Annotated in this window: 24 protein-coding genes and 1 pseudogene; 5 read left to right on the forward strand and 20 right to left on the reverse strand. The window is 38.9% G+C overall.

Translation table 11 applies throughout. The features are described 5' to 3' along the window. Window positions 1-269 precede the first annotated feature (269 nt). On the forward strand, window positions 270-1385 hold the full coding sequence (locus tag V7024_RS05710; RefSeq protein WP_335516851.1) for an aminopeptidase: 1116 nt from the start codon (window positions 270-272) through the stop codon (window positions 1383-1385). A gap of 54 nt (window positions 1386-1439) precedes the next feature. Here the strand turns inward: V7024_RS05710 and V7024_RS05715 are convergent, their stop codons facing one another. The 11 genes from V7024_RS05715 to V7024_RS05765 all read right to left on the reverse strand — a co-directional run bounded on the left by V7024_RS05715 (window position 1440) and on the right by V7024_RS05765 (window position 12778). Further along, on the reverse strand, window positions 1440-1937 hold the full coding sequence (locus V7024_RS05715; protein WP_335516853.1) for a GNAT family N-acetyltransferase: 498 nt from the start codon (window positions 1935-1937) through the stop codon (window positions 1440-1442). 17 nt (window positions 1938-1954) lie between these two features. Further along, entirely contained in the window at window positions 1955-2869 is a 915-nt protein-coding gene (locus V7024_RS05720; protein WP_335516856.1) for a phosphotransferase family protein, read from the reverse strand. Beyond that, window positions 2863-3246 carry a hypothetical protein gene (locus tag V7024_RS05725; protein WP_335516859.1) on the reverse strand — a complete coding sequence of 128 codons (384 nt, stop codon included), beginning with the start codon at window positions 3244-3246 and terminating at the stop codon, window positions 2863-2865. Before V7024_RS05725 ends, V7024_RS05720 begins: the two co-directional genes overlap by 7 nt. Window positions 3247-3257: 11 nt before the next feature. After that, a complete protein-coding gene (locus tag V7024_RS05730) occupies window positions 3258-4076 on the reverse strand; it encodes a M3 family metallopeptidase (RefSeq protein ID WP_335516994.1) in 819 nt (272 codons plus the stop codon). A gap of 62 nt (window positions 4077-4138) precedes the next feature. Continuing rightward, a complete protein-coding gene (locus V7024_RS05735; RefSeq protein ID WP_335516863.1) occupies window positions 4139-4693 on the reverse strand; it encodes a hypothetical protein in 555 nt (184 codons plus the stop codon). A 260-nt stretch (window positions 4694-4953) separates the two neighbouring features. After that, window positions 4954-6567: an APC family permease gene (locus V7024_RS05740; protein WP_335516866.1), complete on the reverse strand. Its 1614-nt coding sequence runs from the start codon at window positions 6565-6567 to the stop codon at window positions 4954-4956. A 259-nt stretch (window positions 6568-6826) separates the two neighbouring features. Beyond that, complete coding sequence (locus tag V7024_RS05745) at window positions 6827-8311, reverse strand: aldehyde dehydrogenase family protein (protein ID WP_335516869.1); 1485 nt, start codon at window positions 8309-8311, stop codon at window positions 6827-6829. A 114-nt stretch (window positions 8312-8425) separates the two neighbouring features. Beyond that, complete coding sequence (gene dapA, locus V7024_RS05750; protein WP_335516873.1) at window positions 8426-9319, reverse strand: 4-hydroxy-tetrahydrodipicolinate synthase; 894 nt, start codon at window positions 9317-9319, stop codon at window positions 8426-8428. A 299-nt stretch (window positions 9320-9618) separates the two neighbouring features. After that, on the reverse strand, window positions 9619-10572 hold the full coding sequence (locus tag V7024_RS05755; protein WP_335516877.1) for a proline racemase family protein: 954 nt from the start codon (window positions 10570-10572) through the stop codon (window positions 9619-9621). Beyond that, on the reverse strand, window positions 10569-11606 hold the full coding sequence (locus tag V7024_RS05760; protein WP_335516880.1) for a proline racemase family protein: 1038 nt from the start codon (window positions 11604-11606) through the stop codon (window positions 10569-10571). The genes V7024_RS05755 and V7024_RS05760 overlap by 4 nt, the downstream gene beginning before the upstream one ends. Next, a complete protein-coding gene (locus V7024_RS05765; RefSeq protein ID WP_335516882.1) occupies window positions 11603-12778 on the reverse strand; it encodes an NAD(P)/FAD-dependent oxidoreductase in 1176 nt (391 codons plus the stop codon). Before V7024_RS05765 ends, V7024_RS05760 begins: the two co-directional genes overlap by 4 nt. 357 nt (window positions 12779-13135) lie before the next feature. Between V7024_RS05765 and V7024_RS05770 the strand changes: the two genes are divergently transcribed. The 4 genes from V7024_RS05770 (at window position 13136) to V7024_RS05785 (ending at window position 16715) form a co-directional block, all read left to right on the forward strand. After that, window positions 13136-14809 carry a sigma-54 interaction domain-containing protein gene (locus V7024_RS05770; protein ID WP_335516997.1) on the forward strand — a complete coding sequence of 558 codons (1674 nt, stop codon included), beginning with the start codon at window positions 13136-13138 and terminating at the stop codon, window positions 14807-14809. 72 nt (window positions 14810-14881) lie between these two features. Next, complete coding sequence (locus tag V7024_RS05775; RefSeq protein WP_335516884.1) at window positions 14882-15154, forward strand: (2Fe-2S)-binding protein; 273 nt, start codon at window positions 14882-14884, stop codon at window positions 15152-15154. Further along, window positions 15151-15483 carry a (2Fe-2S)-binding protein gene (locus V7024_RS05780; RefSeq protein ID WP_335516888.1) on the forward strand — a complete coding sequence of 111 codons (333 nt, stop codon included), beginning with the start codon at window positions 15151-15153 and terminating at the stop codon, window positions 15481-15483. The genes V7024_RS05775 and V7024_RS05780 overlap by 4 nt, the downstream gene beginning before the upstream one ends. Beyond that, entirely contained in the window at window positions 15480-16715 is a 1236-nt protein-coding gene (locus V7024_RS05785; protein ID WP_335516890.1) for an NAD(P)/FAD-dependent oxidoreductase, read from the forward strand. Before V7024_RS05780 ends, V7024_RS05785 begins: the two co-directional genes overlap by 4 nt. Window positions 16716-16775: 60 nt before the next feature. Here V7024_RS05785 and V7024_RS05790 read toward each other — a convergent pair whose 3' ends face one another. From V7024_RS05790 to V7024_RS05830, 9 genes and pseudogenes are all read right to left on the reverse strand, one after another. Further along, on the reverse strand, window positions 16776-17897 hold the full coding sequence (locus V7024_RS05790; RefSeq protein ID WP_335516892.1) for a PepSY-associated TM helix domain-containing protein: 1122 nt from the start codon (window positions 17895-17897) through the stop codon (window positions 16776-16778). 508 nt (window positions 17898-18405) lie between these two features. Continuing rightward, window positions 18406-18855, reverse strand: a complete 450-nt coding sequence (locus tag V7024_RS05795; protein ID WP_335516895.1) for a histidine phosphatase family protein — start codon at window positions 18853-18855, stop codon at window positions 18406-18408. Further along, a complete protein-coding gene (locus tag V7024_RS05800) occupies window positions 18848-19030 on the reverse strand; it encodes a hypothetical protein (protein WP_335516898.1) in 183 nt (60 codons plus the stop codon). The genes V7024_RS05795 and V7024_RS05800 overlap by 8 nt, the downstream gene beginning before the upstream one ends. Window positions 19031-19097: 67 nt before the next feature. Then, window positions 19098-19649 carry a GNAT family N-acetyltransferase gene (locus V7024_RS05805; RefSeq protein ID WP_098918490.1) on the reverse strand — a complete coding sequence of 184 codons (552 nt, stop codon included), beginning with the start codon at window positions 19647-19649 and terminating at the stop codon, window positions 19098-19100. 77 nt (window positions 19650-19726) lie between these two features. Beyond that, on the reverse strand, window positions 19727-20080 hold the full coding sequence (locus V7024_RS05810; RefSeq protein ID WP_335516901.1) for a MerR family transcriptional regulator: 354 nt from the start codon (window positions 20078-20080) through the stop codon (window positions 19727-19729). A gap of 140 nt (window positions 20081-20220) precedes the next feature. Further along, a pseudogene (locus V7024_RS05815) lies at window positions 20221-20611 on the reverse strand (Rpn family recombination-promoting nuclease/putative transposase); the annotation flags it as partial. Between the two features lie 191 nt (window positions 20612-20802). After that, window positions 20803-22116: a UDP-N-acetylmuramate--L-alanine ligase gene (murC, locus tag V7024_RS05820; RefSeq protein WP_335516905.1), complete on the reverse strand. Its 1314-nt coding sequence runs from the start codon at window positions 22114-22116 to the stop codon at window positions 20803-20805. A gap of 314 nt (window positions 22117-22430) precedes the next feature. Further along, window positions 22431-23552, reverse strand: coding sequence for a nicotinate phosphoribosyltransferase (locus tag V7024_RS05825; RefSeq protein ID WP_335516908.1), 1122 nt, complete (start codon window positions 23550-23552; stop codon window positions 22431-22433). Window positions 23553-23613: 61 nt separating this feature from the next. Next, window positions 23614-25892, reverse strand: a 2279-nt coding sequence (locus V7024_RS05830; RefSeq protein ID WP_335516911.1) for a DNA translocase FtsK, incomplete at its 5' end; no start/stop codon positions are given.

Raw genomic sequence — 25892 nt, forward strand, 5'->3', positions numbered from 1 at the left:
AACCCCTGCTATGTAGAAGCATGACTCCTTCACTTGCTTTCTCTCTTTGTTTTTACATCGCATGTGGCAGAAATAGGCCCTGACCGCTTCTATGCATGGCCAGATGCTCTCGTCCATCTAAAAAAGAGTGGGGTTTGGCTTTTTCAATTTGAAGTGACATTTCGTGCTAATTTTCATATTTATTCGGCAAATGAAACATAAATTATTAAACAAATTCAGATAAGTAGGTTACAATAAGGAAGGATACATATATAAGGGAGGCTTTACATATGAAAGACCCACGTATTGAAACATTAGCAAAAAATTTAATTAATTACTCTATTCGTTTACAAAAAGGCGAAAAAGTATTAATCGAAAACTTCGGCTTACAAAAAGAGCTAGTAACAGCACTTGTAAAAGCTGCATATGAAGCTGGTGGTTATCCATTCGTACTGTTAAAAGATCATCAAGTAGACCGCTCTTTAATGATGGGCGCTACAGAAGAACATTTCGAGCAAATCGCTGCATATGAAGCAAGCGTAATGAAAGATATGGATGCTTATATCGGCCTTCGCTCTGGTGATAACGTAAATGAACAAGCTGACGTTCCAAGTGAGCGCATGAAAATTTACGGTAACACAGTAGGTAAAAAAGTACATAGAGACATTCGTGTTCCAAAAACAAGATGGGTTGTGCTTCGTTATCCAAACGCTTCTATGGCACAGCTTGCAAAAATGAGCACAGAGGGCTTTGAAGACTTCTATTTTGACGTATGTAACTTAGACTACGCAAAAATGGATAAAGCAATGGACAATCTTGTTGAGTTAATGAACAAAACAGATAAAGTACGTCTTGTTGGGCCTGGCACTGACTTAGCATTCTCTATTAAAGATATTCCAGCAATTAAATGTGCTGGTCACTTAAATATTCCAGACGGCGAAGTATATTCTGCGCCTGTTCGCGATTCTGTTAACGGTACAGTTTCTTACAACACACCATCTCCATACAATGGTTACATGTTCGAAAATGTAAAACTTACATTTAAAGACGGTCAAATTATTGAAGCAACTGCAAACGATACAGAACGCATTAACAAAATTTTCGATACAGATGAAGGCGCACGCTACGTTGGTGAATTCGCAATTGGCGTAAACCCATACATTTTACATCCAATGGGCGATATTCTATTCGATGAGAAAATCGACGGCAGCTTCCACTTCACTCCTGGACAAGCATACGACGATGCATGGAATGGCAATAACTCTAACATCCACTGGGATTTAGTATGCATCCAACGCCCTGAATACGGCGGCGGCGAAATTTACTTCGACGACGTATTAATCCGTAAAGACGGCCGCTTCGTTGTACCTGAATTAGAAGCGTTAAACCCTGAAAACTTAAAATAAGATAGAAAAAGTGAGCACAGGTTGTTGTGCTCACTTTTGTTTTTACAGAAACACTTACATACTCCCGCTCGAATGAAATACTTGGACCGGTCCGTCCCAACCGTCTTTCCTTATCTCACGGTATTCATTATTCGTGTACGCCGAAATGACTTTTCGCCAAAACGCTTGTGCTGGAATATTTTCTTCCATCTCTGCAACTTCCCATTCCCCAGGGAATTTACAAAACAATTGAAAAGCTGCGTGTTTTCCTACACCACTTTTCCGATACTTTTTCATTACAAAAAATTCTGACATTGAATAGTATGTACGACAATTCCCCTCAATCTCTCGGATCAGCGCGAACCCTGCATACTTTCCATTCACTTTTATAAAGAACGGAAAGCGACCTTCCTCTGTAAAATAATGATCTACGTACATATATTCATATAAACCATGCTCATTCACATCTTCAGGATCAAATTCGCTGAAATCGTATTTATATAGTTCCGTTAAATTCTTTAAAACTGTTTTATTCTCTAGTTTTACTTTTTCAATTTCTAAATTTATATTCATGTTTGTTTCTCCTAATTTTATAAAAACATATGTATTTCTTGACTAATTGTTTCAACACGTTCTTTATAAAACAGCCCTTTATCTTTTATTTTGAGCTGAGCAATAAAAAGGTTCGCAAGCATCACTGCCGTATCAAGCCTGTAAAACAGGCAAACAATTTTGGGAAGAGAACCAAAAATATGCTCATTTTTATACCCGGCCTTAAACTCATTCCAATTCACTTCGTTCACTTCCGCTACTCTCATCAGTTCGAGAAGCGGATGACCAATGAGAGCATTGTCCCAGTCAACGATCGCCTGAATTTCTCCGCTCTGACCAATTATATTGACAGACCGAATATCCATATGAAGCAACCTCTTTACCTGTTCACCCTCCTTTAAAATCGCTTCAATTTCTTCTATTTTTGGAAATTGAATACGTAAAGAAGTAATTTCGTTAAATGATTGCAGTCTTTTAACGAGGCGCTCTGCTATATGCTTTTCTGTCGACTTTCCGTTTTCATTTTCATAATGTAGACCTTCAATTTGCATATGGTGAAGCTTATTCGTTAATTCTCCAATTTCGTAAGAAGAAATCCGAGTGGGGTCAGTGGCTATATAATCTGAAATTAAAAAATCAATTTCCTCAGAAAGATGCAATCCATGAACGGCTGGCACAGGAATTCCTTGAGAATGACAAAACTTAGAAAGCTTTGCTTCCTTTTGTAATGAAAGGCGACTGCTAAATACATTTTCATTTATATTAACAACTTCACGCTCCCATGGTACACGAAAAGCGAAAGAACCTCTTTCCGAATCACCTCGAAATACAACGTTTTGGACGCCGCTTCCTACTACCTCTAAGCCTTTAATACCCAACTCTTTATATTCTCTCGTTAATATGCTTTGTAATTTTGTTCTTAACTCTTCTGTTCTTAACGCTATATTCAGCATTTCATGTCCTCCTGGTTCAGAGACTTCTCTGTTAAGGCAAGAAAATCTTTTATATCTTGTAAAACAATTTGCATTGCTTTCTCCCAGAATTCTTGTTTTGTTACATCAAAACCAAGATGGTGAAAAGCTAGTTGCTCAGCGGTCATTCTGCCAGTATCTCGAAGCAAATGTATATATTTCTCCTCAAATGAATGTCCTTCTTGGAGGGCATTTGCATAGATTCCTTGGCTGAACAAAAAGCCAAATGTGTACGGGAAATTATAAAAAGGTTTATCTGTGAAATAGAAATGACGATTCCAAACCCACGAAAAATCATGATAAGAAGCAAGAGAATCATTGAACGCATACTGCTGTGCTTTCTGCATCAAATGGTTCAATTCATCGACTCCTACAACCCGCTTTTTTCGGATTTCATAAAAGTCTTTTCAAATATAAAATGTCCTTGAACTCCTATTAAATAACTCAAGGCAGATTGTATTTTTGCCTCTAGAAGGAGCAGTTTTTCATGTTCGTTTGAAGTCTCTTGAATGACCTTATTTAAAATAATCGTTTCAGCAAACGTAGAAGCTGTTTCACTAACAGCCATCGTATACTGCTGTGCAAATGGCGGAACATCATTTGAAATAATTCCTTGATGAAAAGAATACCCTAATTCATGGGCAAGTATAGCGAGATTATTATGTGTTCCTTGGAAATTCATGAAGATGCGCGATTGCTTTGTTAGCGGAAATCTAGTTGAGAATCCCCTACTTGCCTTTGTATTTCTGTTTTCAGAGTCAATCCAGCATTCCTGAAACGCTCTTTCTGTATAATCCGCTAATTTAGGGCTAAAAGAGTGAAACCCGGTAAGGATTATGTCAGCAGCCTCTTCATATGTATAAGTCTTGGTTACTTTGCCTATAGGCGTATATATGTCGAACCAATTCATTTTTTCTAATCCTAATAAACGTGCCTTTCTTTTTAAATATGAAGTTATGATAGGCTTACTTTGATTGACAGCTTCCCACATAGAATCGAGTGTTGTTTGTGACATTCTATTGTAACGAAGTGGCTCTGTTAAAATGGAATCTGAAGCTAACCCCCGGTGTTTATACACTTGTAATCGAAAACCAGCGATGTTATTTAGAGCTGCTGCGCATGTCTCAGCTACTTGTTCACTTGCATGATGTAAAGAATTTACGAGATTCGTTCTAGTATACCGATTGATAGATGAATGTAATAGATTATAAGCTTGTCCAAAACTAAGGTATTTCTTTTGTCCTTCTTCCTCTAGACAATCTTCGTTTTTCCGGTGACAGAGTTATATAAATTGACCCATGCATGATAGCCATTAATAGAAAGATCATGGATCAACTTTTCTTGTGCTACTGGTAATGTTCCTTTCGCTTTTTCTCTTTTTTCTTGAAGTGGATAAGCAATCGGTTTTATTTGCTCCAACTGCAATAGCTGCGCCCAAATATCGTCTGGTATATGTACCAATGTTTGTTCAAAATCGTTTATGACGATCTCAAATTGTGATGAAATATCCCTTACTTTTCCACTTAAGATAATAGCCTTCTCATCTTCAACATTTTCTGATTCCAAACATCCCACAAAGTGGGTTGCCTCAAGCAAGCGAGCAGATAACTCTTGGATTCGATTCATTTGTTCGATCCACTCATCGTTTCCACTTATTGATTTCAGTTCCTTCATTTCTATTGTTATCGCTGCTTCTTTGGAAATATCCCCCTCTAATTTCAGAAGAAATTGTTTAAATTCAGAAGACTCACTTCCTCCAGAAAAAATCTCCTCCAAGCTCCAACGCTGTTTTAAAACCTTACGCAATACATTCGCCTCCTAAGAAAAATTCCGTTTCTACCCATAGTTATCCATATTATACCGTGAAATGTTAGTAAATTCAGAAAAAAGGAAGAAGCGCCTCTCTATACGCTTCTTCCTTTTCCATGTTTTTGTTTTCCATTGTTTTAACCATTGCATGTGGCAGAAATAGGTCCTGACTGCTGCTATGCGCGGCCAGATTCTCTCGCCCACCTAAAAAGAAAAAGGTTTTTAAACCGGGTTTTCAATTTGTGCTTATACAAATATCATTTACTAATCGGTGCATTCTCTACCTGTAAATAATCCGTGCTTTCCACTTCGTCTTCGTCATCCAAGTCGACAACAGGTAAAGCAGTATGAACCGCCCAGTAATAGCTAATCAAGGAAACAATACTAACCGCTATCAAATCTGTTGAATTAGTTAAATACCCCTTTCCCTCGCCAAACATACCGAAGTATGACACAACCATTATGGCAATGTAATAAAAAACGAGCCATAATGATGATTTGATTTGCTGTGCAAAAGACACTTGTGAAGTTGGTACCCATTTTTTGCAACATAGATAGATGACAAACATGATAACTTGTGAAGATAATAGCCAAGAAAGCGTTTGCCAACCAGACCAGTACACGATTAATGAAGCAATGATAAATGAAAGAGGCCCGACGATTGACATTCTTTTTACTAAAAATGGACGATTTAGCTCAGGAGTCCGTTTTCTAAGCGCCGCCGCTGTAATCGGTGCAAGGGCATAACTTAATACAAGCGCTGCAGAAACAACATTAATTAATGCTTCCCATGAAGGAAACGGTAATGTCCAGAAAATAGAAAGAGCAAAAGTAAGCCAAAGAGCAGGTCTTGGTATGCCTGATTTTTCATCAACTTTAGAAAATACTTTAAATAAGGTTCCGCCTTGAGCCCAGCCATATATAACGCGAGGAGTAGCTGACATATAAATATTCCCCGCTCCGCTCGGTGATATAATGGCATCAGAAACGATAAAGTAGGCCATCCAGCCCAGTCCTAATAGAACGGAAATATCTTTAAATGGTAAACTGAATTCCTTACTAATTCCCGCCCAGCCTTGGCTAAGCATTTCAGTTGGAATACTTCCAATAAAAGCAACTTGCAGGAGAACATAAACAATCAGTGAAGAGATTACAGACAAAACAAGAGCAATTGGTATCGTTCTTTGCGGGTTTTTCACTTCACTTGCAACTGATACAATAGGTGTCAGTCCTAAATAAGCAAAAATAACACCACCGGCAGAGATCGCTGCTTGTACACCCGAAAATCCAAATGGCGCGAAACCAGCACTTGAAAAATTATCGCCATTTAAATACAGTAACAATACAATAATTGTTAACACTGGTACAAAAAATTTAAAAATAGTTATGATTAAATTTGACTTCGCAAATGTTTTTACACTCCAATAATTTAATAAAAAGAAAATGACGAGCAGTCCAAATTGCATAAGCCAGCCGCTTATAGTCGGCAAAGTAGAATTTTCTTGAGTCAGACTCGGCCACCAAGCTGCTGCATATTGCCTAGCCGCTTCTACTTCAATTGCGATTAAGCTTGAAAATGCAATAAGAGTAATGAATCCTAATAAATAGCCAAGTATCGGACCATGAGAATATGCAGGATAGCGAACAATTCCTCCAGCTCGCGGAAGTGCTGCCCCAAGTTCGCAATATACAAGTCCTAATAAGAAAATAGCAATTCCACCAATGACCCATGAAATAATTCCGGCCGGACCTGCTATTCCGGCAACATGGCTAGCAGCGAACAACCAGCCCGATCCAAACATAGAACCAAAACCGATAAAGGCTAAATCCAATAATGATATTTCTCTTTTAAATTTGCCTTTGTTAGACATCCCCTAACCTCTCCTCTTTTGTTTTATTTTTTCATAATATTCAGTTTTTTTCAGGGAGACTATTGCCATTCTTTCATAATTTTCTAGAAGGACAATATAGATTTCCCTTAAAAGTTTAATATATAGAATACCCTAACTCACTTTCTCTCTTTGTTTTAAATATTACATGTGGCAGGAAAAAGCACTGACCGCTGCTATGCATGGCCAGATGCTCTCGCCCACCCTAAAAAGAAAGAGGTTTTATGTCAGCTTCCAATTTTCATTTCAAGTTCACCCAAATGCTCTTCACTTCTGTATAATTGTCAAGTGCATAAGAGCCCATTTCACGCCCAATACCTGATTGTTTATAACCACCGAACGGCGCTGCAGCGTCTTCTAAGTTGTAATCATTAATCCATACTGTACCAGCTTTTAAGCGATTCGCTACTTTATGTGCAGTTTTAACATTTTCTGTCCATACACCTGCAGCGAGTCCAAATGGCGTGTTATTCGCTCTTTCAATCACTTCTTCCACCGTATCGAACGGCAAAACTGCGACTACTGGACCAAATATTTCTTCTTTAGCGATTGTCATATCATCTGTAACATCAGCAAAAATAGTTGGCCTGACGAAGTACCCTTTCTCAAACGCCTTCGCACCGCCAGCTGCAATTCTTGCTCCTTCTTCTTTTCCTTTTTCGATATAACGTAACACGCGCTCTTGTTGCTTTTTCGAAACAAGCGGTCCCATTTCCGTACCTTTTTCCATTCCTGCACCAAGTTTTACATTGTTCGCAAGTTTCGCTAATTCTTCCACCACTTTTTCATAATGCTTTCGATGGACGAACACGCGGGATCCTGCACTGCAGTTTTGACCATGATTGTACATAATACCGTTAAAAGCACCAGTAATTGCCTCTTCTATATTTGCATCTTCTAAAATAATATTTGGTGATTTTCCTCCAAGCTCTAACGTCACATGTTTAATTGTGTCAGCTGCTTGGCGCATAATATACTTACCAGTATCAGTCGAACCTGTAAAAGCGACTTTTTCAATATCATGATGATTCACAATTGCTGCCCCTGCTGTTTGACCAAATCCAGGAACGAAATTCACAACGCCGTCTGGGAAGCCAGCTTCTTTAAAAAGCTGTGCTGTATATAACAGAGATAACGGTGTTTGCTCAGCAGGTTTTAAGACGATTGTACATCCTGTTGCAAGTGCTGCCCCCATTTTCCACGCAGCCATCACTAACGGATAGTTCCATGGAATAATTTGGCCGACAACCCCAATCGGTTCGTGGCGTGTATAGTTTAAATAGTCCTTTGAAATCGGCGTTGTTTGACCAAGTATTTTCGTTGCCCAACCAGCATAATAACGGTAATGCTCTACCGTTGCTGGAATATCGTCCTCTAATGCTACTTGATATGATTTTCCATTATCAAGCGCTTCTAATTGCGCTAATTCTTCTTTATGCTCGTCAATTAAATCAGCCAACTTGTAAATTAAATGTGCTCTTTCAGCCGCACTCAGTTCAGGCCACGTCCCTTTTTCAAATGCCCGGCGTGCAGCCTTCACTGCTAAATCAACATCTTCTTCCCCGGCCTCACTTACGAAAGCAAGCACTTCTTCTATTGCTGGATTATACGTTTCAAACTTTTTACCGCTTATCGATGGTACAAATTTCCCATCGATAAATAGTTCAATATTTCCTTCTAAAAAAGCTTTTACCCTCGGCTTTAATTCGATTTGTGCAGTTAACATATTCCTCTCCCCTTCACATTTTATATCCTGCTATTTGCGGTACGAGAAACCAAAAGAAAATCTGCAATTAACCATAAATGGGGGTGGCTCCCCCTTATGGATGGATTTTTCACTTCAGACACGTTGTGCAGTTAAACTTGATAAAATGTCCTTAAGCTTTTGATCTTCCTCAAGTGTCAATCCTAAACGAGGATAGCGAGAAGGCCCTCCTGCCTGTCCATTTAATTCCATCGCACGTTTTACAATTTGCACGTATTTTCCTGATCCTTCAAGGAATGTACAAAGCGGTAAAATACGATCATTAATTTCCCAAGCTTCTTTTAACTCACCGTTTTGGAAGTGATTGAACATTTGTGTAACAAGCTTTGGCACAATATTCCCTGCAACAGAAATCCAGCCTGTTGCTCCGACTAAATAAGACTCCATAACTAAATCTTCTGAACCGCAGAAAACTTCAATGTCCCCTTTACCGTGTCTAACAAGATCTCTCGCTTTGCGGATATCACCACTTGATTCTTTAATGTGAGTCACTCTTTCACATTCTTTGCCGATTTTCAGCATCAACTCTGTACTCATATCAACGCCTGATGTAAACGGATTGTTGTACAGCATAATCGGTACATTTACTGCATTTGATACTTCTTTAAAGTGGAAATAAATCTCCTCTTCTTTCGGTTTGCAGTAGTAAGAATTAATGATGAGCGCACAATCTGCACCATGTGCTTCCGCCTGTTTCGTATATTCAATCGTTTCTTTTGTTGTTTCAGCTGCTGTTCCTACAATAACAGGAATACGGCCATTCACTTCTTTTAATACAGTTTCAACCATTTGGAACTTTTCTTCTTTTGATAGACTTACAAACTCTCCAGTACTTCCGTTAATTACAATACCTGCAACGCCTTGATCGACGAAGTAGTTCACATTATTTTTCACACCGCCCCAGTCAATCTCCTGCGCCTCATTCATTGGTGTAATTAATACTGGATAAGCTCCTCTAATTGTTGTCATTTCTATTTCCCCCTTAATATTTTTTACTGTATATACAAGTTAAAAAACGACATAAAAAGCACTTTCTTTAGGTGGGCGAGAGCATCTGGCCTCGCATAGAAACGGTCAGGGCCTTTGCCTACCACATGCAACATTTAAGACAAAAAGTGAAAGCCCGTAGCGGTCATGCTGTATTTTACATAGCAGCGACTTATATGCCGAAAAATAAAAATGTATATATAGCAGGCATAATAACCTTACATAAATTAGACAATGTTTTTTAGTAATCTACAAATCTCGCATAAACAGTTCCATTTTCATTATTTCAGTAAAAATCCAGCAGGTAACGGATCTGTCGGATCTAATACGAACATTTGCATCCCTGTAATAAAACCACGGCTTCTTAATGTAAATTTGTATCCATTCTCTGTTTGTTTGGCTACTTGTACTGTCAAAGTACTACCGAAAATACTTTCATTTACAAATGGCGGTTCCATGTACAATCTTCCTTTAGAAAGTAAACTTGTATAGCACGCCTTTGTCGATTCAAAGCCAGGAGAGCGAACAATATACTGGTCTTCACGAAACGTGATTGTTTTAATTCGCCCCTCTTTTACATGCGAATCATCCATTAAAATGATACCTCTCACTGGAAATTTCGACTCAAGAGCTTGATACATCCTTTGTCCCCATCTCTTCAATTCAGACAGTTCCTCAACACGAATCTCTGCAGTAATATCGTCTTTTTCAAACACTGCATATAATTGATCGGCTTGTACGAGGGAGAACTGTGTATTGACATTCGAATGAGACAATGGAATGTTTGTTTCCACTACTTGACACGGTTCACTTTCTATCACCACTGAAACCACTTCATCATTCTCTATCAAAGCTGTAACGGAAATCACACCTCTGAGCGTTTCGATTTTATATTCATTTGACGCTCTCGGCTGCAAATGACCGCACTCCAATAAAGCTGTAATGACAGCAACAATGCCGCCGTAATGAATCGGAACCGTTCCTTCATGATTTAAAAATAGTACTGCGGCATCTGCTTCTTCGCTAATCGCCCGTACAACAAGACAGCCATTCAACCCAGCAAACCCGCGCGGTTCATTCAATAAAAGATAGATGTCATCTGCAAATACATGCATAAACTGCTCATTTAACTGCTCCAAATTTTGATAATGAATGAATGGCACATCTTTAATAACACGAAACGCTTCTCCAGCTACGTGTACATCTGTCGTTGAATACGTCTTCTGAATTTTCATTTCACGTCCTCCGTTTCATGTTCCATTGGCGGAATGAGCAGAAAGCCTTCTTTAAGTGGATCTTTCTCATTATAGAAGAATCGGTGCATTCCCATTAACCAAGCGGATCCTGTAATTTGGGTTACAACAGCCTCAACCCCTTCCACATCCGCCGTTTCCAATACGCGCCCTCTAAATAAGGAACCGACAATGCTTTCATGAACAAATTCTTCGCCAATTGAAATTTCTTGATTCGCATATAGGACAGCCAATTTCGCAGAGGTACCCGTTCCGCATGGAGAACGGTCGATTCCTCCTGGAGGAACAATCACTGTGTTTTTCACATCCGCTTCCTCATGAGTTGGTTCCGTGAAAAACTCCACATGAGTTAGCCCTTTAATAAACGAATATTGCGGATGAACGATTTCAACTTTTTCATTAATGATGTTCCTAATATTGATTGCTGTTTCAATTATGTGAGAAGCATTTTCTGGAATTAACTCCAATCCAACCGATTTCGCCTCAATGATTGCGTAGAAATTCCCTCCATACGCAATATCGGCATCTATACGCCCGGTTCCCTCGACATCAACGGAAATGCTTTTTAAAAGAAACGATGGGATATTGCAAAAAGATACTTCTTTTGCTTTTCCATTTTCTATTGAAATATCCACTTCAACGAGTCCAGCAGGCGTATCTAACTTTAAGGAAGTAACGGGCTCCTGAATAGGAATCAATCCAGACTCAACTAGAGCTGTACAAACACCAATCGTGTCATGTCCACACATCGGTAAATATCCACCTGTCTCTATGTAAATCACGCCAATATCTGCTTCTGGATGGCAAGGATCCGTCAATAAAGCACCAGACATGACATCATGGCCGCGCGGTTCATTCATTAACAGTTTGCGAATCCAATCATATTCTTTTTTCATATGGAGCATTTTTTCTGACATTGTTTCCCCAACTAGTTTTGGAAGTCCGCTAATTAATGTTCTCGTCGGATTCCCGCCTGTATGTGTATCAATTGTTGTAAAGACTCTTTGTGCCCTCATCTGCTCAACATCCTTTCTGTAAATCGGTTAAAGCTAAGCGGATCAACGGGAATAGACGTTTCTTTTTCGTTAATGAGTTCTTCTACTATTTTCCCTGTTACTGCTGCGAGGCTAATGCCGTCCCCTTCATGGCCCGCCGCAATATAATAATTTGGAATTGTATCCACGCGTGAAACAATTGGCAAATGGTCCTCCGTCCATGGACGCAACCCTGCATATGAGCGAATTACCATCATATCCGCCATTTTCGGATAAAACCGGATTGCCCGGTTCGCAATACATTTAATGACTTCATTGTTTACTGCCGTATGAAAACCAACAAACTCTCTGCTGCTGCCAATTAAAAAGTTTTGACTTTCTGTTGGTTCAAAGACAAGAGCGACTCCGTATTTCTCAGTTAGTGGATCAACAATGCGCTTTCCGCCAAACTTAGAAATTAAGTAGCCAAACTCCATTACTTTCCGAGATCCTACATGCTGCTGCCTCGAAGCAACGATAATATGTCCTTTTCTCGGTTCAATTGGTATTGACAGATCGAGCATCTTTCCTATTCTAGGTGCCCAGACTCCTGCCGCATTGACGACATGATCCGCAGTAAAAACTCCGTTTGTCGTTTCTACAATAAACGAACCACTTTCTTCTTTTTTCATTTGCTTTACTTCTGTATGTTTGAAAGCTTTAGCTCCCAGTTTTTTCGCTTCCTCCAAAAGGGAAAAAGCTAAAAGATAAGGGTTCACTGTGGAATCAGTGGCACATTCTAGCCCCCCTAATAAATCATCTGCAAAAAAGGGAGACTCCTGCCGAATATCCTGCCGGTCAAGCATTCGAAATGGTAAACCAGCGGCTTTTTGACGATTTACCCATTTTTGCGCCGCTTCCATCTCCTCATCTGATTCACAAACGAGGATGCTTCCCGGAGCACGATATTCAAATGAATGCTCTAATTCTCTACTTAGTTCATCCACTAAATTTTGACTAAACAACGACATTTGACTATCAAAACCCGGATCTTTATCAATCGCCAAAATATTGCCGTCACATCGTGAAGACGTGCCACTAACAAATTCTCCTTTTTCAATTATCGTTACGTCTCTTCCATATTTAGAAGCATAATAAGCAATCGAACAACCAATAATTCCCCCGCCAATGACTAACACGTCACAATGTTTCACATGACATTCCTCCTCTCGATGAAATGGCTTCATTACCTAAAAATGCAATTCGTGTGCCAATTAGCATAAAACTTTCAAAATGAATCATTATTTCTTCCCGCGCTGATGGAAATTTCACTTTATCCCGCTTTAACGGGCAGTAAAACCCCGCCTCAAGACGAAAAGAAAAGTGCGAAAGATAATATGGGGTAACTCCCCGTAAAAGTTCGATTGGACGGGCTAACCATCAGTGGGGGATGAAAAAACTCCCCCACTGATGGAAGTTTCACTTTATCGCAAAACATTTTAAATTTTTTGTAAATAAGTGTATAATTTCCTTTACAGTGTTAATATTTTTTTACAGTATGGGAGGGGATCATTATGTTTTCATTGCCGTCAGTAAAAGAAATAATAAAACAATATCTAATAGATACATCATTCAATAAACAGCAGGTCGAACAGAAAAACGGAGAATTTTATTATCGTTCAACACCAAAAACACCTGAGTTTCCATGCAAAGTCGTATACGAGAATGATTTATTATTCACCTTGCTTCAGGCGTTTAGTCATCATTCTACAGCTATTATTCTTGATACAAACAAACATCCAGTAGGCTGTATAACATCTGCTCAAGTCATTCATTTTCTTCATAACTCTTACAATCAATTAAAAGCTTTTTATGAAACTGTCATTCAAACGACAGATTCTTCTGTCACGGTCATTGATAATAACGAGCGTGTTTGTACATGGACAGAAGGAGCAGAAAAAATATTCTCAGTCAAACGGCAAGATATAATCGGCCGACCAATTACGGATTTCTTTGATTACAAAAATCTAGAAATCTTGCAATCTCTACATAAAGGGAGACACATTATAGGACAGCACCATCAGCCTCAGTCTGACTTATTTGTCTTAATTAACTCTAATCCGGTTTATTTTAACGATCAGATTATCGGTGCAGTCGTTTCAGAAACAGATATTACAAATCAAGTTGTACTGAATGAGAAATTATTTAATATGTCCAATGAAGTACACCGTCTAGAACAAGAAGTAGCAAAATATAAGGATTCATCCGATCCTTTTCATTCCATTAAAGGAAAAAGTGCCGCCCTGCAAAGAACAGTAGATTTAGCCAAAAGAGTATGTTCTGTAAAATCTACTGTTCTCATATTAGGCGAAAGTGGTGTCGGAAAAGAGGTGTTTGCCAAAGCGATTCATGAAGCAAGCGAGGAACCGAAAGCTCCTTTTATTTCGATTAACTGCGGTGCGATACCGGCATCTTTATTTGAAAGTGAGCTATTCGGATATGAACGGGGCGCCTTCTCTGGTGCTGATAGTAAAGGAAAAAAAGGAAAAATAGAACTCGCAAAAAGTGGGACATTGTTTCTTGATGAAATAGGTGAAATGCCGCTCGAAATGCAAGTAAAACTTCTACGCGTGCTGCAGGAGCGGAAATATTACCGGGTTGGCGGAGAAAAAGAAATCAACATCGACTTCCGTATCATCGCTGCCACAAATCGTGATTTACAAGAATTAATGAAACAAGGACAGTTCCGCGAAGATTTATATTACCGGTTAAATGTAGTTAGTTTGCATATTCCTCCTTTAAGAGAGCGGCAAGAAGATATTATTGAATTAACTCATCATTTTTTACATGATTTTTCTTCGAGTTATCAGCGGCCAATTCATGAATTCCCGCCAGAAGTTATGCATGAACTGCTTCGTTATGATTGGCCCGGTAATATTCGCGAACTGCGTAATAGCATAGAGCGGCTTATCGTATTCGCAACAGATGGTGTAATAAAACGAGAGTATTTACCCTTCCATACAAAAAATATTAGCTTTGAAGATACAGTGCAGTCTGCAAATCATGTCCTGCTAGAAAATGATTGCACCATCTTACCATTGCAAGAAGAAATGGATCAACACGAGAAAATGGTAATTGAAAGAGCGTTACATATTTTAGATGGAAATAAATTAGAGTGTGCAAAACAACTTGGTATTACAAGAGCAACTTTATATAACCGCTTAAAGCGGCTTGGCTTAAATTAATCCTCTTCCTCCTCTATATTGGCACATTTTTTGCATAATATTTTGATGAACAACTATGGAGGAGGAATTCAAATGGGGAACAAAGATAACATTGTAATTTGCCGTTGTGAAGAAGTTACTTACGGACAACTTCATGAAACAGCAAATCAACATAAATGCACAGCAAGAGAATTAAAATTAAGAACAAGAGCAGGAATGGGCTTTTGTGGAGGCCGCACTTGTAGAATTGCATTAGATAACATTATTGAAAGCGTCATTCCTAATATATCACCTAGTGAAATTCCTTTAAAATATCAGCCGCCAATTCGGCCAGTAACATTTGGAACAGTAGGTGAAAAACAATGACTAGAATTATGAATCATCCCGTTTTAGGGAATTTAAATGCTAGAGAACGCATTTCTTTTCAATTTGATGGAATGGAATATGAAGCGTATGAAAATGAAACGATTGCCGCTGCTCTTTTAGCAAATGGAGTAAGAAAACTACGCGTTCACGAAGATACCGGAACACCTAGAGGAATTTATTGCAACATCGGTCACTGCTTAGAATGCCGTGTAACTGTCAATCAGCAACCAAACGTAAGAGCTTGCTTAACAGCCGTCGAAAAAGATATGGTCGTTGAAAGCGGAAAACAGCATCCGAATATTGTAAGAAGGATGGTGGAAAAGCGATGATTGATGTAATTGTAATTGGAGCAGGTCCAGCCGGATTAGCAGGAGCTATTGCTTGTGCAGAATTTGGTCTCAAAGTGACCGTTATTGATGAATTTATAAAGCCAGGCGGCAGATTACTCGGACAACTTCATCAAGAGCCTTCTGGTGAGTGGTGGAATGGAATTGAAGAATCGAAACGCCTTTATCAAAAAGCACAGCAATTAGCGGTCGATATTCGTTGCGGCGTATGTGTTTACAACTTAACGAAAGAACATAACCTATGGAATGTGCATACGAGTATCGGTACACTAGAAGCACCATTTGTACTAGTAGCTACCGGAGCCGCTGAGTACCCTATCCCGCTGCCGGGCTGGACCCTTCCTGGTGTCATGTCAATCGGCGCAGCGCAAGTCATGACAAATGTTCACCGCGTCCAAGTCGGCAAAAAAGGAGTTATTATCGGAGCGAATATTTTATCATTTGCGATTTTAAATGAATTACAACTAGCTGGTATAACAGTTGATCGGATTGTCCTTCCGGAAAAAAGTGTCCTTAGTAAACAAGCTGGTGACCCTGAAGCTGTCATGAAATCACTCTTACATGCATCACATCTCGCTCCATCGTCGCTGTTACGCATGGGAAGCCGTTTCATGAAAAGTGACTGGATGAGAAAAATCGGCTTAAACTTTTATCCGAAAAACGGCATGAAAGTAAATGGTACGCCTCTCCAACTTCGGAAAGCAGCACTTGAAATTATCGGTAAGGATCAAGTGGAAGGGGTACGTATCGCTGATATTGATGCAAACGGCAATATTATTCAGGGATCTGAAACGATTTACAATGCAGATTTCGTCTGCATTGCAGGCGGCTTATATCCGCTAGCAGAGCTTGCTGCTGTTGCCGGATGCCCGTTTCAATACATTCCTGAACTTGGCGGCCACGTTCCTCACCATGCAGAGACGATGGAAACGCCTCTTGATGGGCTATTTATCGCTGGTAATATTACCGGCATCGAAAGCGGAAAAATTGCCATGGCCCAAGGAACAACCGCAGGAGTATCAATTGCCAAACATGCTGGAAAGGGACTCGGCACAATTGATCAGAAACTACAACAAGCAGTGCAGTATGTCCGCACTGTTCGCAAACAAGCTGCGATTCAATTCAATCCTGAAATTGATAATGGCAGAAACAAAATGTACGAACTCTGGGATCGTCTCTATTCAAATAACAAAGCCTCTAAAAAAATTGTGTAATACAATAAGAAATCCCGCCAGACTTTGTTCTGACGGGATTTCTTATTTATGCTTCTATCGTTACGCTGCAGTTACTGAAGAATGTTTTAACTTTCGCTTATTCTTTTTCTTGTGCAACCACATATATGTACCCGTGAACATTAAGATTGATGGTGTAAGACCAGCAATAACATATAAAACTTTTGTAAATAAACCACCAAACGTTCCTGTATGTAAAGGTTTAAGCCATGTCTGATACGTCAGTCCATCATCCACCTTTGGATCTAGTTTAGCCAACACTTTCCCGCTATACTGGTCAATCCATATTTTCACATTCCCATTCCCTGGATCATATGGACGACTCAAACGAATTTCCACAGCACCCTCTACTTTTCCTTTTTTCGCTTTCGCTGGCATCCTTACTTGCGTAATAGTCCCTTGAGGAACCGTCTTTTCAGCTTCACTTAACAAGTGATCAAGAGGGAGTTTTTCTCCTGAAAGAGGCTTAGAAATAAGTTTCTCCTTCGATGGCATTACACTAGTTTTCGCTCCGATCCACCCAAAAATTGTCTTATCGTATGCAAAAAGTGCACCTGTTAATGAAACCACTAATAAAAATGGCATAGCAATGATTCCAATGACTTTATGTATATCATACTGTTTTACATATGTATTCTTATTGCGCCGTATAACAAAACCACGTGCCCATTTTTTAATTCCAGGCCACCATAAATACAATCCAGATAAACTAATAAAAAAGAAAATAAATCCAATAATACCGACAATTTCTTTACCGTTAAAATCTTTAAAAAGTAAATGATAATGAAGTTCTTTTACTTGATTAAAAAACGACTTTTCCCCTAAATCTCCATTTATGTTACCAGTGCCTGGATCAACGTATACAGATTTCGTCCCTTTACCTTCTTTCAGATTAAACAAATAAATACCTTGAGAATGTGGATCATCTGGCGTATACACACGCTGAATTTCTCCCTTTGGGTATGCACTTGTTACCGTTTGCAAAGCTTTCTGATATGTAACCGGTTGTCCCTCAGTTATTTTGTATAAATCAGGATAAATCATACGATTTAATTCGTTATCAAAAACAAGCAAACTGCCAGTCAATCCAATTAGCACAATAAATATCCCCGCTATCATACTAAGGTATAAATGAACCTTCCTAACCAAACTACGAACCTTCATACAAGTCCCCCTTAATGAAATGAAAAATCAAATTAATATTAAAGATAATGATTATCAATGTCAATACATTGAGGGAATATATATAAATCCTAGTTAAAAAACCGACATAACAACCCTTTTTTAGGTGGGCGAGAGCGTCTGGCCATGCGTAGAAGCGGTCAGGGCCTTTTTCTGCCACATGCGAAGCTCAAACAAAGGGAGAAAGCGAGTGCAGAATCTTTTTTTCTGCATAGCAGCAATCTATATGTCGAAAAATTAAAATGGATTCATATAAAGTGAAACTTCCATCAGTGGGGTTCTTCTTCATCCCCACTGATGAAAAGCTCTCATCAATCGGGCTTTTACGGGCAGTTGTCCCCCACCTATCCTCTTTAGAAAAGCGGGATAAAATGTCCTCACCGTCTTCAATATAAAAAGACTAAGCAGCCATCATGCTTAGTCTTCTCCCTATAAGTTGTATGTAGAAATATATACTTTGTTTTATTATTCCTGAATAAAATATAACACTCTAATCTAAATGTACGGTGCAATTATATAATTCTGAATCCCAAGCATTCTCTAATTTAATCAGTTTCGTTAAAGACGTATTTTTTGGAGATTCCGCCATATGTAAATGAGGCACTAATTCTTTTAGAAGATGTCTAATAAATGCGCCATGACTAACAATTAATATATTCTTATTTCCATGTTTAGATACAACTTCTTCAATGACTGAAAGACCTCTCGCTATAACATTATCAGCACTTTCAATTCCTAAATCCAGCTCTCTCCAATTCTTGCCCCACTTTACAATTCTTTCTTCTTCCGTTGTCCCTTCAATCTGTCCTCCGCCTGCTTCACGCAGTCTAGGTTCCAAATAAAGGGGGATATTCGGAAGTTTTTCTCCAATAATCTCAGCAGTTTGCTTTGCTCTTAATAGATCACTAGTATATATGAAATCCCAATTCTCTTTACACAAACATTTCAGAAATAGAAATACTGTTGGCAGCTAGAAATAATATTCCTACCACAAGTCCCGTTAACAATCCTTTTCCATTTAGCGTGAATGATATTATAGGAGAAAATGCAACCAGTAGCAGCATAATAACAGTAAGCAGTATCATACTCGGATTCTTTTTTATGTGAAATTCCATTTCCATCACCTCTTAACCATATTATGCCATTAATTATTGGTGAATTCAGAAAAAAAGAAGCGCCCTACTATACGCTTCTTTCCTTCCATTCTCTCGCTAACATACTATACACCGCAATGTCATGAAAATGATCATATAACCATTCTCCATCACGCATCATTCCATCTAAGTGAAAGCCGAGTCGTTCCGGAATGGCACGGCTCTTTACATTTTCTGCTCCGCAATGAATTTCAACTTTATTTAAATTTAACTCTTCAAAAGCATAACGGAGCGCAGCCTCTACGCTTCGCGTCATAATTCCTTTTCCGCTTGCTTCTTCCGCAAGGTAATACCCAAGACTTGCCGCTTTCTTTCCCCAATTCACCGGATGAATACCAACCATCCCAACGAGCTTCTCTTTATAGCGTATCCCTGCTTCAAAACCATTTCCATCTGCGAATTGATGCAGCCACATTGGAAAGATTTCATTATATGCTTCCGCCGTTTTCGTGCGGTCGACCCATGGAAGCCACTCTCGTAAATACTCTCGGTTGCTGTCCACTAATTCGTACAGCTCATCTTTATGATGCTTTTCTAGCAATTGTAATTGGATTTCTTCATCGACTCTTAGTGTAAACATTTCTCCCTCTCCTTTTTTTCTAACTATTCTAACATTTTTTTGTTAGAAATTGTTAATAAAAATTAAAGATTTACACTTTATTTTTCATCATCGTCCTCCAAGTGCTTTTCCCCTAAAAAATCATGATAAATCTCTAATTTTTGTTCTGTAAGTTGAATTACACGTTCTAATTGTTTCTTTTGCACTTCTTCTTTTCTTTGCTTAATTTCTTCTAAAATACAACCGTCACTCGCAAACTCCGCAATTTCCTCTAATGACATTCCCGTTTGTTTTAAAGAATATAGAAATTGTAAAAACTGCACATCCCCATCTGTATATTGCCGAATACCGCTATTTCGTTTTGGCGGCGGCACTAATCCTAATTTTTCATAATAACGAAGTGTATGAATGCTCATTCCTGTTAACTCTGCAACTTTGCCAATTGTATACATCATATTTCCTCCTTAATTTCCATAATTTCATTTTACAATCTAGAGTTGACTCTAGGTCAATAATAAAAAAGGCTGTCTAAAAGTTTCATTTTTAGAACAACCTTTTTTATTATTCATATGTGAGCTCAAACCTATCAAAGCTATAATAACCGTTGCACTTCCTCTACGCTTAAACCTGTGAATTTTGAAATATCTTCTATAGGCATTCCGTTTTTATGCATTCCTCGAATTAACTCTTTTCTTTCTTTCTTTCTCTCGTCCCTTTTCCAATCCTTCTTCACGAGCGTGAGCAAGCTTAGCCTGTTCATCCAGTAATAGCTTTTCACGAGCTTCGTAGGCAAGACGGAAGGACGAATCATGACTCATATTCTCCCATTTATCAATTGTTTTTCGTAAGATAGGATCTTGGTTCATCGCAATTCCCTCCAATGTTTGTGTTAAATATTCATCTTCATGTGCAGATAGTAATAACATCCAGCGAACAAACGCATCTTCCCAAGGGTTGATTTTCTCTTCTTTCCACTGTTTGACATGCGAAGTCAATTTTTAAATTAACTAGCCTTTGCTGCACATTTCTTCCCTCCCACTTTTCTTACTGTGCAACCTAATTTTATAAAACTATTCCCTCATCTACAAATCACGTATTACGCAAAATACGTATAAAAATTTTTATTTTTCACATACAAAAAAGACGTGCATCTCTACACGTCTTTTTCATTTCCTTACTTCTTCTCCGCCACTTGTACTTCCTTTACATAAGCAGCTTCAAATTTTTGAATATCACCAGCGCCCATAAAAATAAGTACGCCGTTTTTATGTTTCTTTAATACTTCTGTCGTCATAACTGTAACCAGCTCTGCACCATCAATGCGTTGCTGCAAATCTTGAATTGTTAATTCGCCTTTATTTTCACGTACAGAACCAAAAATATCACATAAATATACTTGATCTGCTTTACGTAAGCTTTCTGCAAATTCATCTAAGAATTTTTGCGTTCTAGAGAATGTATGCGGCTGAAATACTGCTACGATTTCACGTTCTGGGTGTTTTTGACGAGCCGCTTCAATTGTCACGGTAATTTCCGTTGGGTGATGTGCGTAATCGTCAATAATTACTTGCTCACCTACTATCTTTTCGTTGAAACGACGCTTTACACCGCCAAATGTTGTTAACTGCTGTTTCACAACTTCAACATCAATGTTTTCGTAATGACAAAGAGCAATAACTGCCAATGCATTTAGCACACTATGATTGCCGTAACCTGTAATATCGAACGTTCCATAATACGTATTACGAACAAAGACATCAAATCCAGTGCCATCTGTTCTTTTTTGAATGTTACGTGCTTGGAAATCATTATCTTCGCCAAATCCATAGAAAATAACTGGTACTTTCGCATGAATCTTTTGAAGTTCTTCATCATCACCGCACGCAATAATACCTTTCTTCACTTGCAGCGCCATCTCTTGGAACGCACTAAATACATCATTAATGTCTGCAAAATAATCAGGGTGGTCAAAATCAATATTTGTCATAATTGCGTAATCTGGATGATAAGACAAGAAATGACGGCGATATTCACACGCTTCAAATACAAAATACTTACTATCCTCTACTCCAAGTCCTGTTCCATCACCAATTAAACAAGATGTAGGGCTCGCCCCTTGCATCACGTGAGATAACAAACCTGTCGTTGACGTTTTTCCGTGAGCACCCGTTACAGCGACACTCGTATACTTACTCATAAAATCACCTAAAAAGTGATGGTAACGATAAATAGGTAAATTTAATTCTTTTGCATATTCAATTTCCTCATGAGTATCTGGAAATGCATTTCCTGCAATAATCACTTGTCCTTCTTCAACATTCTTCTTATCAAAAGGTAGGATAGAAATCCCACGCTTTTCCAACGCTGTTTGCGTAAAAAAACGTTTGTCTACATCAGAACCTTGAACAGTATGCTTCATGTCATGTAAAATTTGCGCTAAAGCACTCATCCCTGTCCCTTTAATTCCTACAAAATGGTAAACTGTCATCTTAAAGAACCTCCAACATTTCGAACTATTCCAACGGTCTATCTATAAGACAGTATATGATTTTCTTCTTATTTTGGTAATCATCTCGAATTTCTTATAATCACGTCTAAGCTTCCGTATAAGTCCATAACAAACTTATTATAGCAAAAAACAATCCGTTATACTATGATAACAGAAAAACTGATAGGGTCAATTCCCTACCAGTTTATCCATTTATTCCACTATTTGAAATTAACTGTTTCCCATTTAATATTCAGAGAGAAATAAAGAAAATTTGCGGGGTGAAAAGTCCCCGCACTGATGGAAGTTTCACTTTATTCCGCATCTTCTCTTGCTTGTAATTGAACTCGTTCTAAACGCGGGTTTGGACGATATTTACGTCCTGCTTTCGCTTCTGGTTTTCCGTTTAATTCTACGTTATCACCTGTGAAGCCAATGTTCATTTTTAATAGGCTGCTGCCGACACCATAAATATCAACTGGAACATTTTGTTCTTCAAACTCACGAATTCGTTTTTCATCAAAGCCGCCGCTTACTACGATATTCACGTGCTGGAATCCTTCGTCATCTAATGCTTTGCGAAGTGCAAAGATTAGAGATGGATTCACACCGCGCGGATCAAATGTGCCAAGTACTTCTGGATGACGAATGAAGTATTGGTCAATCATCGTGCGTGATGTATCTACACGTACTCCTTTTAGTTCTGACCCGAACTCACGAGCAACACGAAGTGCATCTGTAATTACATCGTTATTGTAATCGATTAGTACGACTAGCTCATCTTCTGGAAACTTTTTATGATATGCTTTTGCCGCTTCTACAACATCACCATTAAACATTTGAATTAAAGCGTGAGGCATTGTTCCCATTCCGCTTTTGCCCCACCATTCATTCATCGCGTGCGTTGCTTGTGCGCTCATACCGCCGATATAAGCAGCATAACCATCACCGGCTTGTTGTGTATAATGATCATCACGATCGCCCATGAAAATAACAGGCTTCTCTTTCTGACCGCTGCGCGCAGCTTGTACAACATTATACACATTTGTTGCCACAGAAGTGCGTCGTCCTAAAATACCATCAATGACACCTTCTAAATAGCCGAAATACTCATACGGTCCGCGAATCGTTAATACCGTTTCAAACGGACTTACTTTATCCCCATCTTTTAAAGAATGAATTTCAAGCTCTTCAGGATGCTCCGCAAATGTTTGTAATAAAGCAAGCACTTCATCTGTTCCACATAATACAGCATGTTCCTTTTGGAAAAATTGCATTGTCACAACACTTTCCGCTCGAAATTCTTTAATAATATCACGAGTTTTTAAGAAATAAACCGCCGAAAACCATCCTTCACCAACGCGCTCATCAAACTTGAACGTCTTATTTGTCAGTCGATTTATTTCACCTTGTAATTTTAGTTCGATTTCTTTCATGTCGCTATACTCCCTACTTTACTATCCAACGTTTTCTCTTAGTATACAGCAAAACTTTTTCTTATACATGTATATCCTGCATCGCAGCAAATTCATCTTCTGTAATAAGGACATCTCTTGGTTTTGTTCCGCGTGCTTCTGAGATAATCCCTTGCGCTTCCATTTCTTCAATAAGACGAGCGGCACGGTTATAACCAATGCGGAACCTTCTCTGTACAGAAGACGTGGACGCTCCCCCTTGTTCTACAACAAATTGACATGCCTCAAAGAACAGCTCATCCTCAGATTCTTGTTGTTCTGTTTTTGCCAATAAGTCTTCTTGCTGGAATAAATAATTTGGCTTCATTTGACGTTTCGCATGCGCAACAGACTTTTCAATTTCTTCATCTGAGACGTATACCCCTTGCACACGAACCGGTTTTGACGTTCCATTCTCTAAAAGTAGCATATCTCCGCGTCCAAGTAACTTCTCAGCTCCGCCAATATCAATGATTGTACGAGAGTCTACTTGCGATGACACTGTAAACGCAATTCGCGTTGGAATATTTGATTTAATTAATCCTGTAATTACATCTACAGATGGACGCTGCGTTGCTACTAATAAATGAATTCCACAAGCTCTTGCTTTTTGAGCAATGCGGCAAATCGCTTCTTCTACATCCCCCGGTGCAACCATCATTAAATCAGCTAACTCATCAATCACAATGACGATATACGGCAACGTTTCGCCTGGAATTTCTTGTTCATTCATAATTGTATTATAACGTGGTAAATCACGCGCACCTGCATGCGCAAACAATTCATAACGGCGTTCCATTTCATCTACTGCCCATTTTAAGGCTGCCGTTGCAGCTTTTACATCCGTAATAACCGGTGCAACAAGGTGCGGTACAGAATTATACGGCGCAAGTTCCACCATCTTCGGATCAATTAACATTAGCTTTACTTCATGCGGCTTCGCCTTATATAAAATACTTGTTAAAATTGCATTAATACATACGCTTTTTCCTGATCCTGTCGATCCGGCAATTAAACCGTGCGGCATTTTTCGAATATCCGTAACAATCGGTGTTCCTGAAATATCAAGACCAAGTGCAACTGTAAGCGGTGACTCACTTTTCGTAAACACTGGGCTTCGTAAAATTTCTCGAAGGAATACAGCTTTGCTTTCTTTATTTGGCACTTCAATTCCAACCGCACTTTTGCCCGGAATTGGCGCTTCAATTCGAATATCACGAGCCGCTAAATTCAGTTTAATATCATCACTTAAGTTCGTAATTTTGTTTACTTTCACACCAGGTTCTGGCTGTACTTCAAAACGAGTAACAGCTGGTCCTTGCGTCACATTCACAACCTTTGCACCAATATGGAAATTATGGAATGTCGTATTTAACAGCTCTTTTTGTTCCTCTAACCACTCAGCATCATTTGTCGCGGGATGACTTGGAATATTTAAAAGTGTTAATGGCGGAAACTCGTATGTTGGCGGCGCTTGTAAAACATTACGAACGTCTTGCACTGTTTCTACAACAACTCGGTGCGTCATTTCTTCTTGCACTTGCTGCTTTTCTACCGGCGGCTCAGTATGTTGTATTTGCTTAGGCCCTGTATGAGCAAGTTGTGACGTCATTGCTACACGACGTTTTTCTTCTAACATCTGTTTATCTTGCTTCAACATCACTACATTAAACGGAACGAAACGTTTCTTCTCACGTTTTGGCTCTTCAATCACCTTTTCTTTTTGCTCCGCTTTCACTTCCGGCTGTTTCCTAACTTGCGTTTCTTTTTCTTCTATTAGTACATTTGCAAAACTATGTACAGCTTGCTGTGTTTGCTCATCAGCTTGCACAAATTCTTCCGTTTGTTCTTGCGTGAAACTTTCTGCTTCTGATACTTCATCAAATTCTGCGGCAACCGACTCTTCTATGTCTAGTGATTCATCCTCCACTTCTGTTTTCTCGGATACTTCAGCTTCAAATGATTCTTCTAGCTCTGCTACAGGTGTTTCCACTTGAATAACAGATTCTTCTACGATTGAAGTTTCTTCTTGCATATCGGAGTCTTCCATTGTTGAAGATGTTTCTACCACTATCTCAAACTCTTTACCTTCTACAGTTGATTCTTCCAGCTCGACAGCTGCCTCTATCTCCAGATGTTCCTCGGCAGTAACGAATTCTGCTACTTCTTCGATTGTTTCACCTTCTAGTAATTCTTCTGTAGTAGGTTTTTCTATCTCCACAGATTCCTCTGCTTCTTCTGTCACTTCTTCCATGGCTAATTCTTCTGCTACTTCACTTATTACTTCTTCCGTATGTTCTTCTAGTGACTCTTCCAGCTCCG

The organism is Bacillus sp. JJ864 (assembly GCF_036963045.1).
Classification (GTDB): domain Bacteria; phylum Bacillota; class Bacilli; order Bacillales; family Bacillaceae_G; genus Bacillus_A; species Bacillus_A pseudomycoides_C.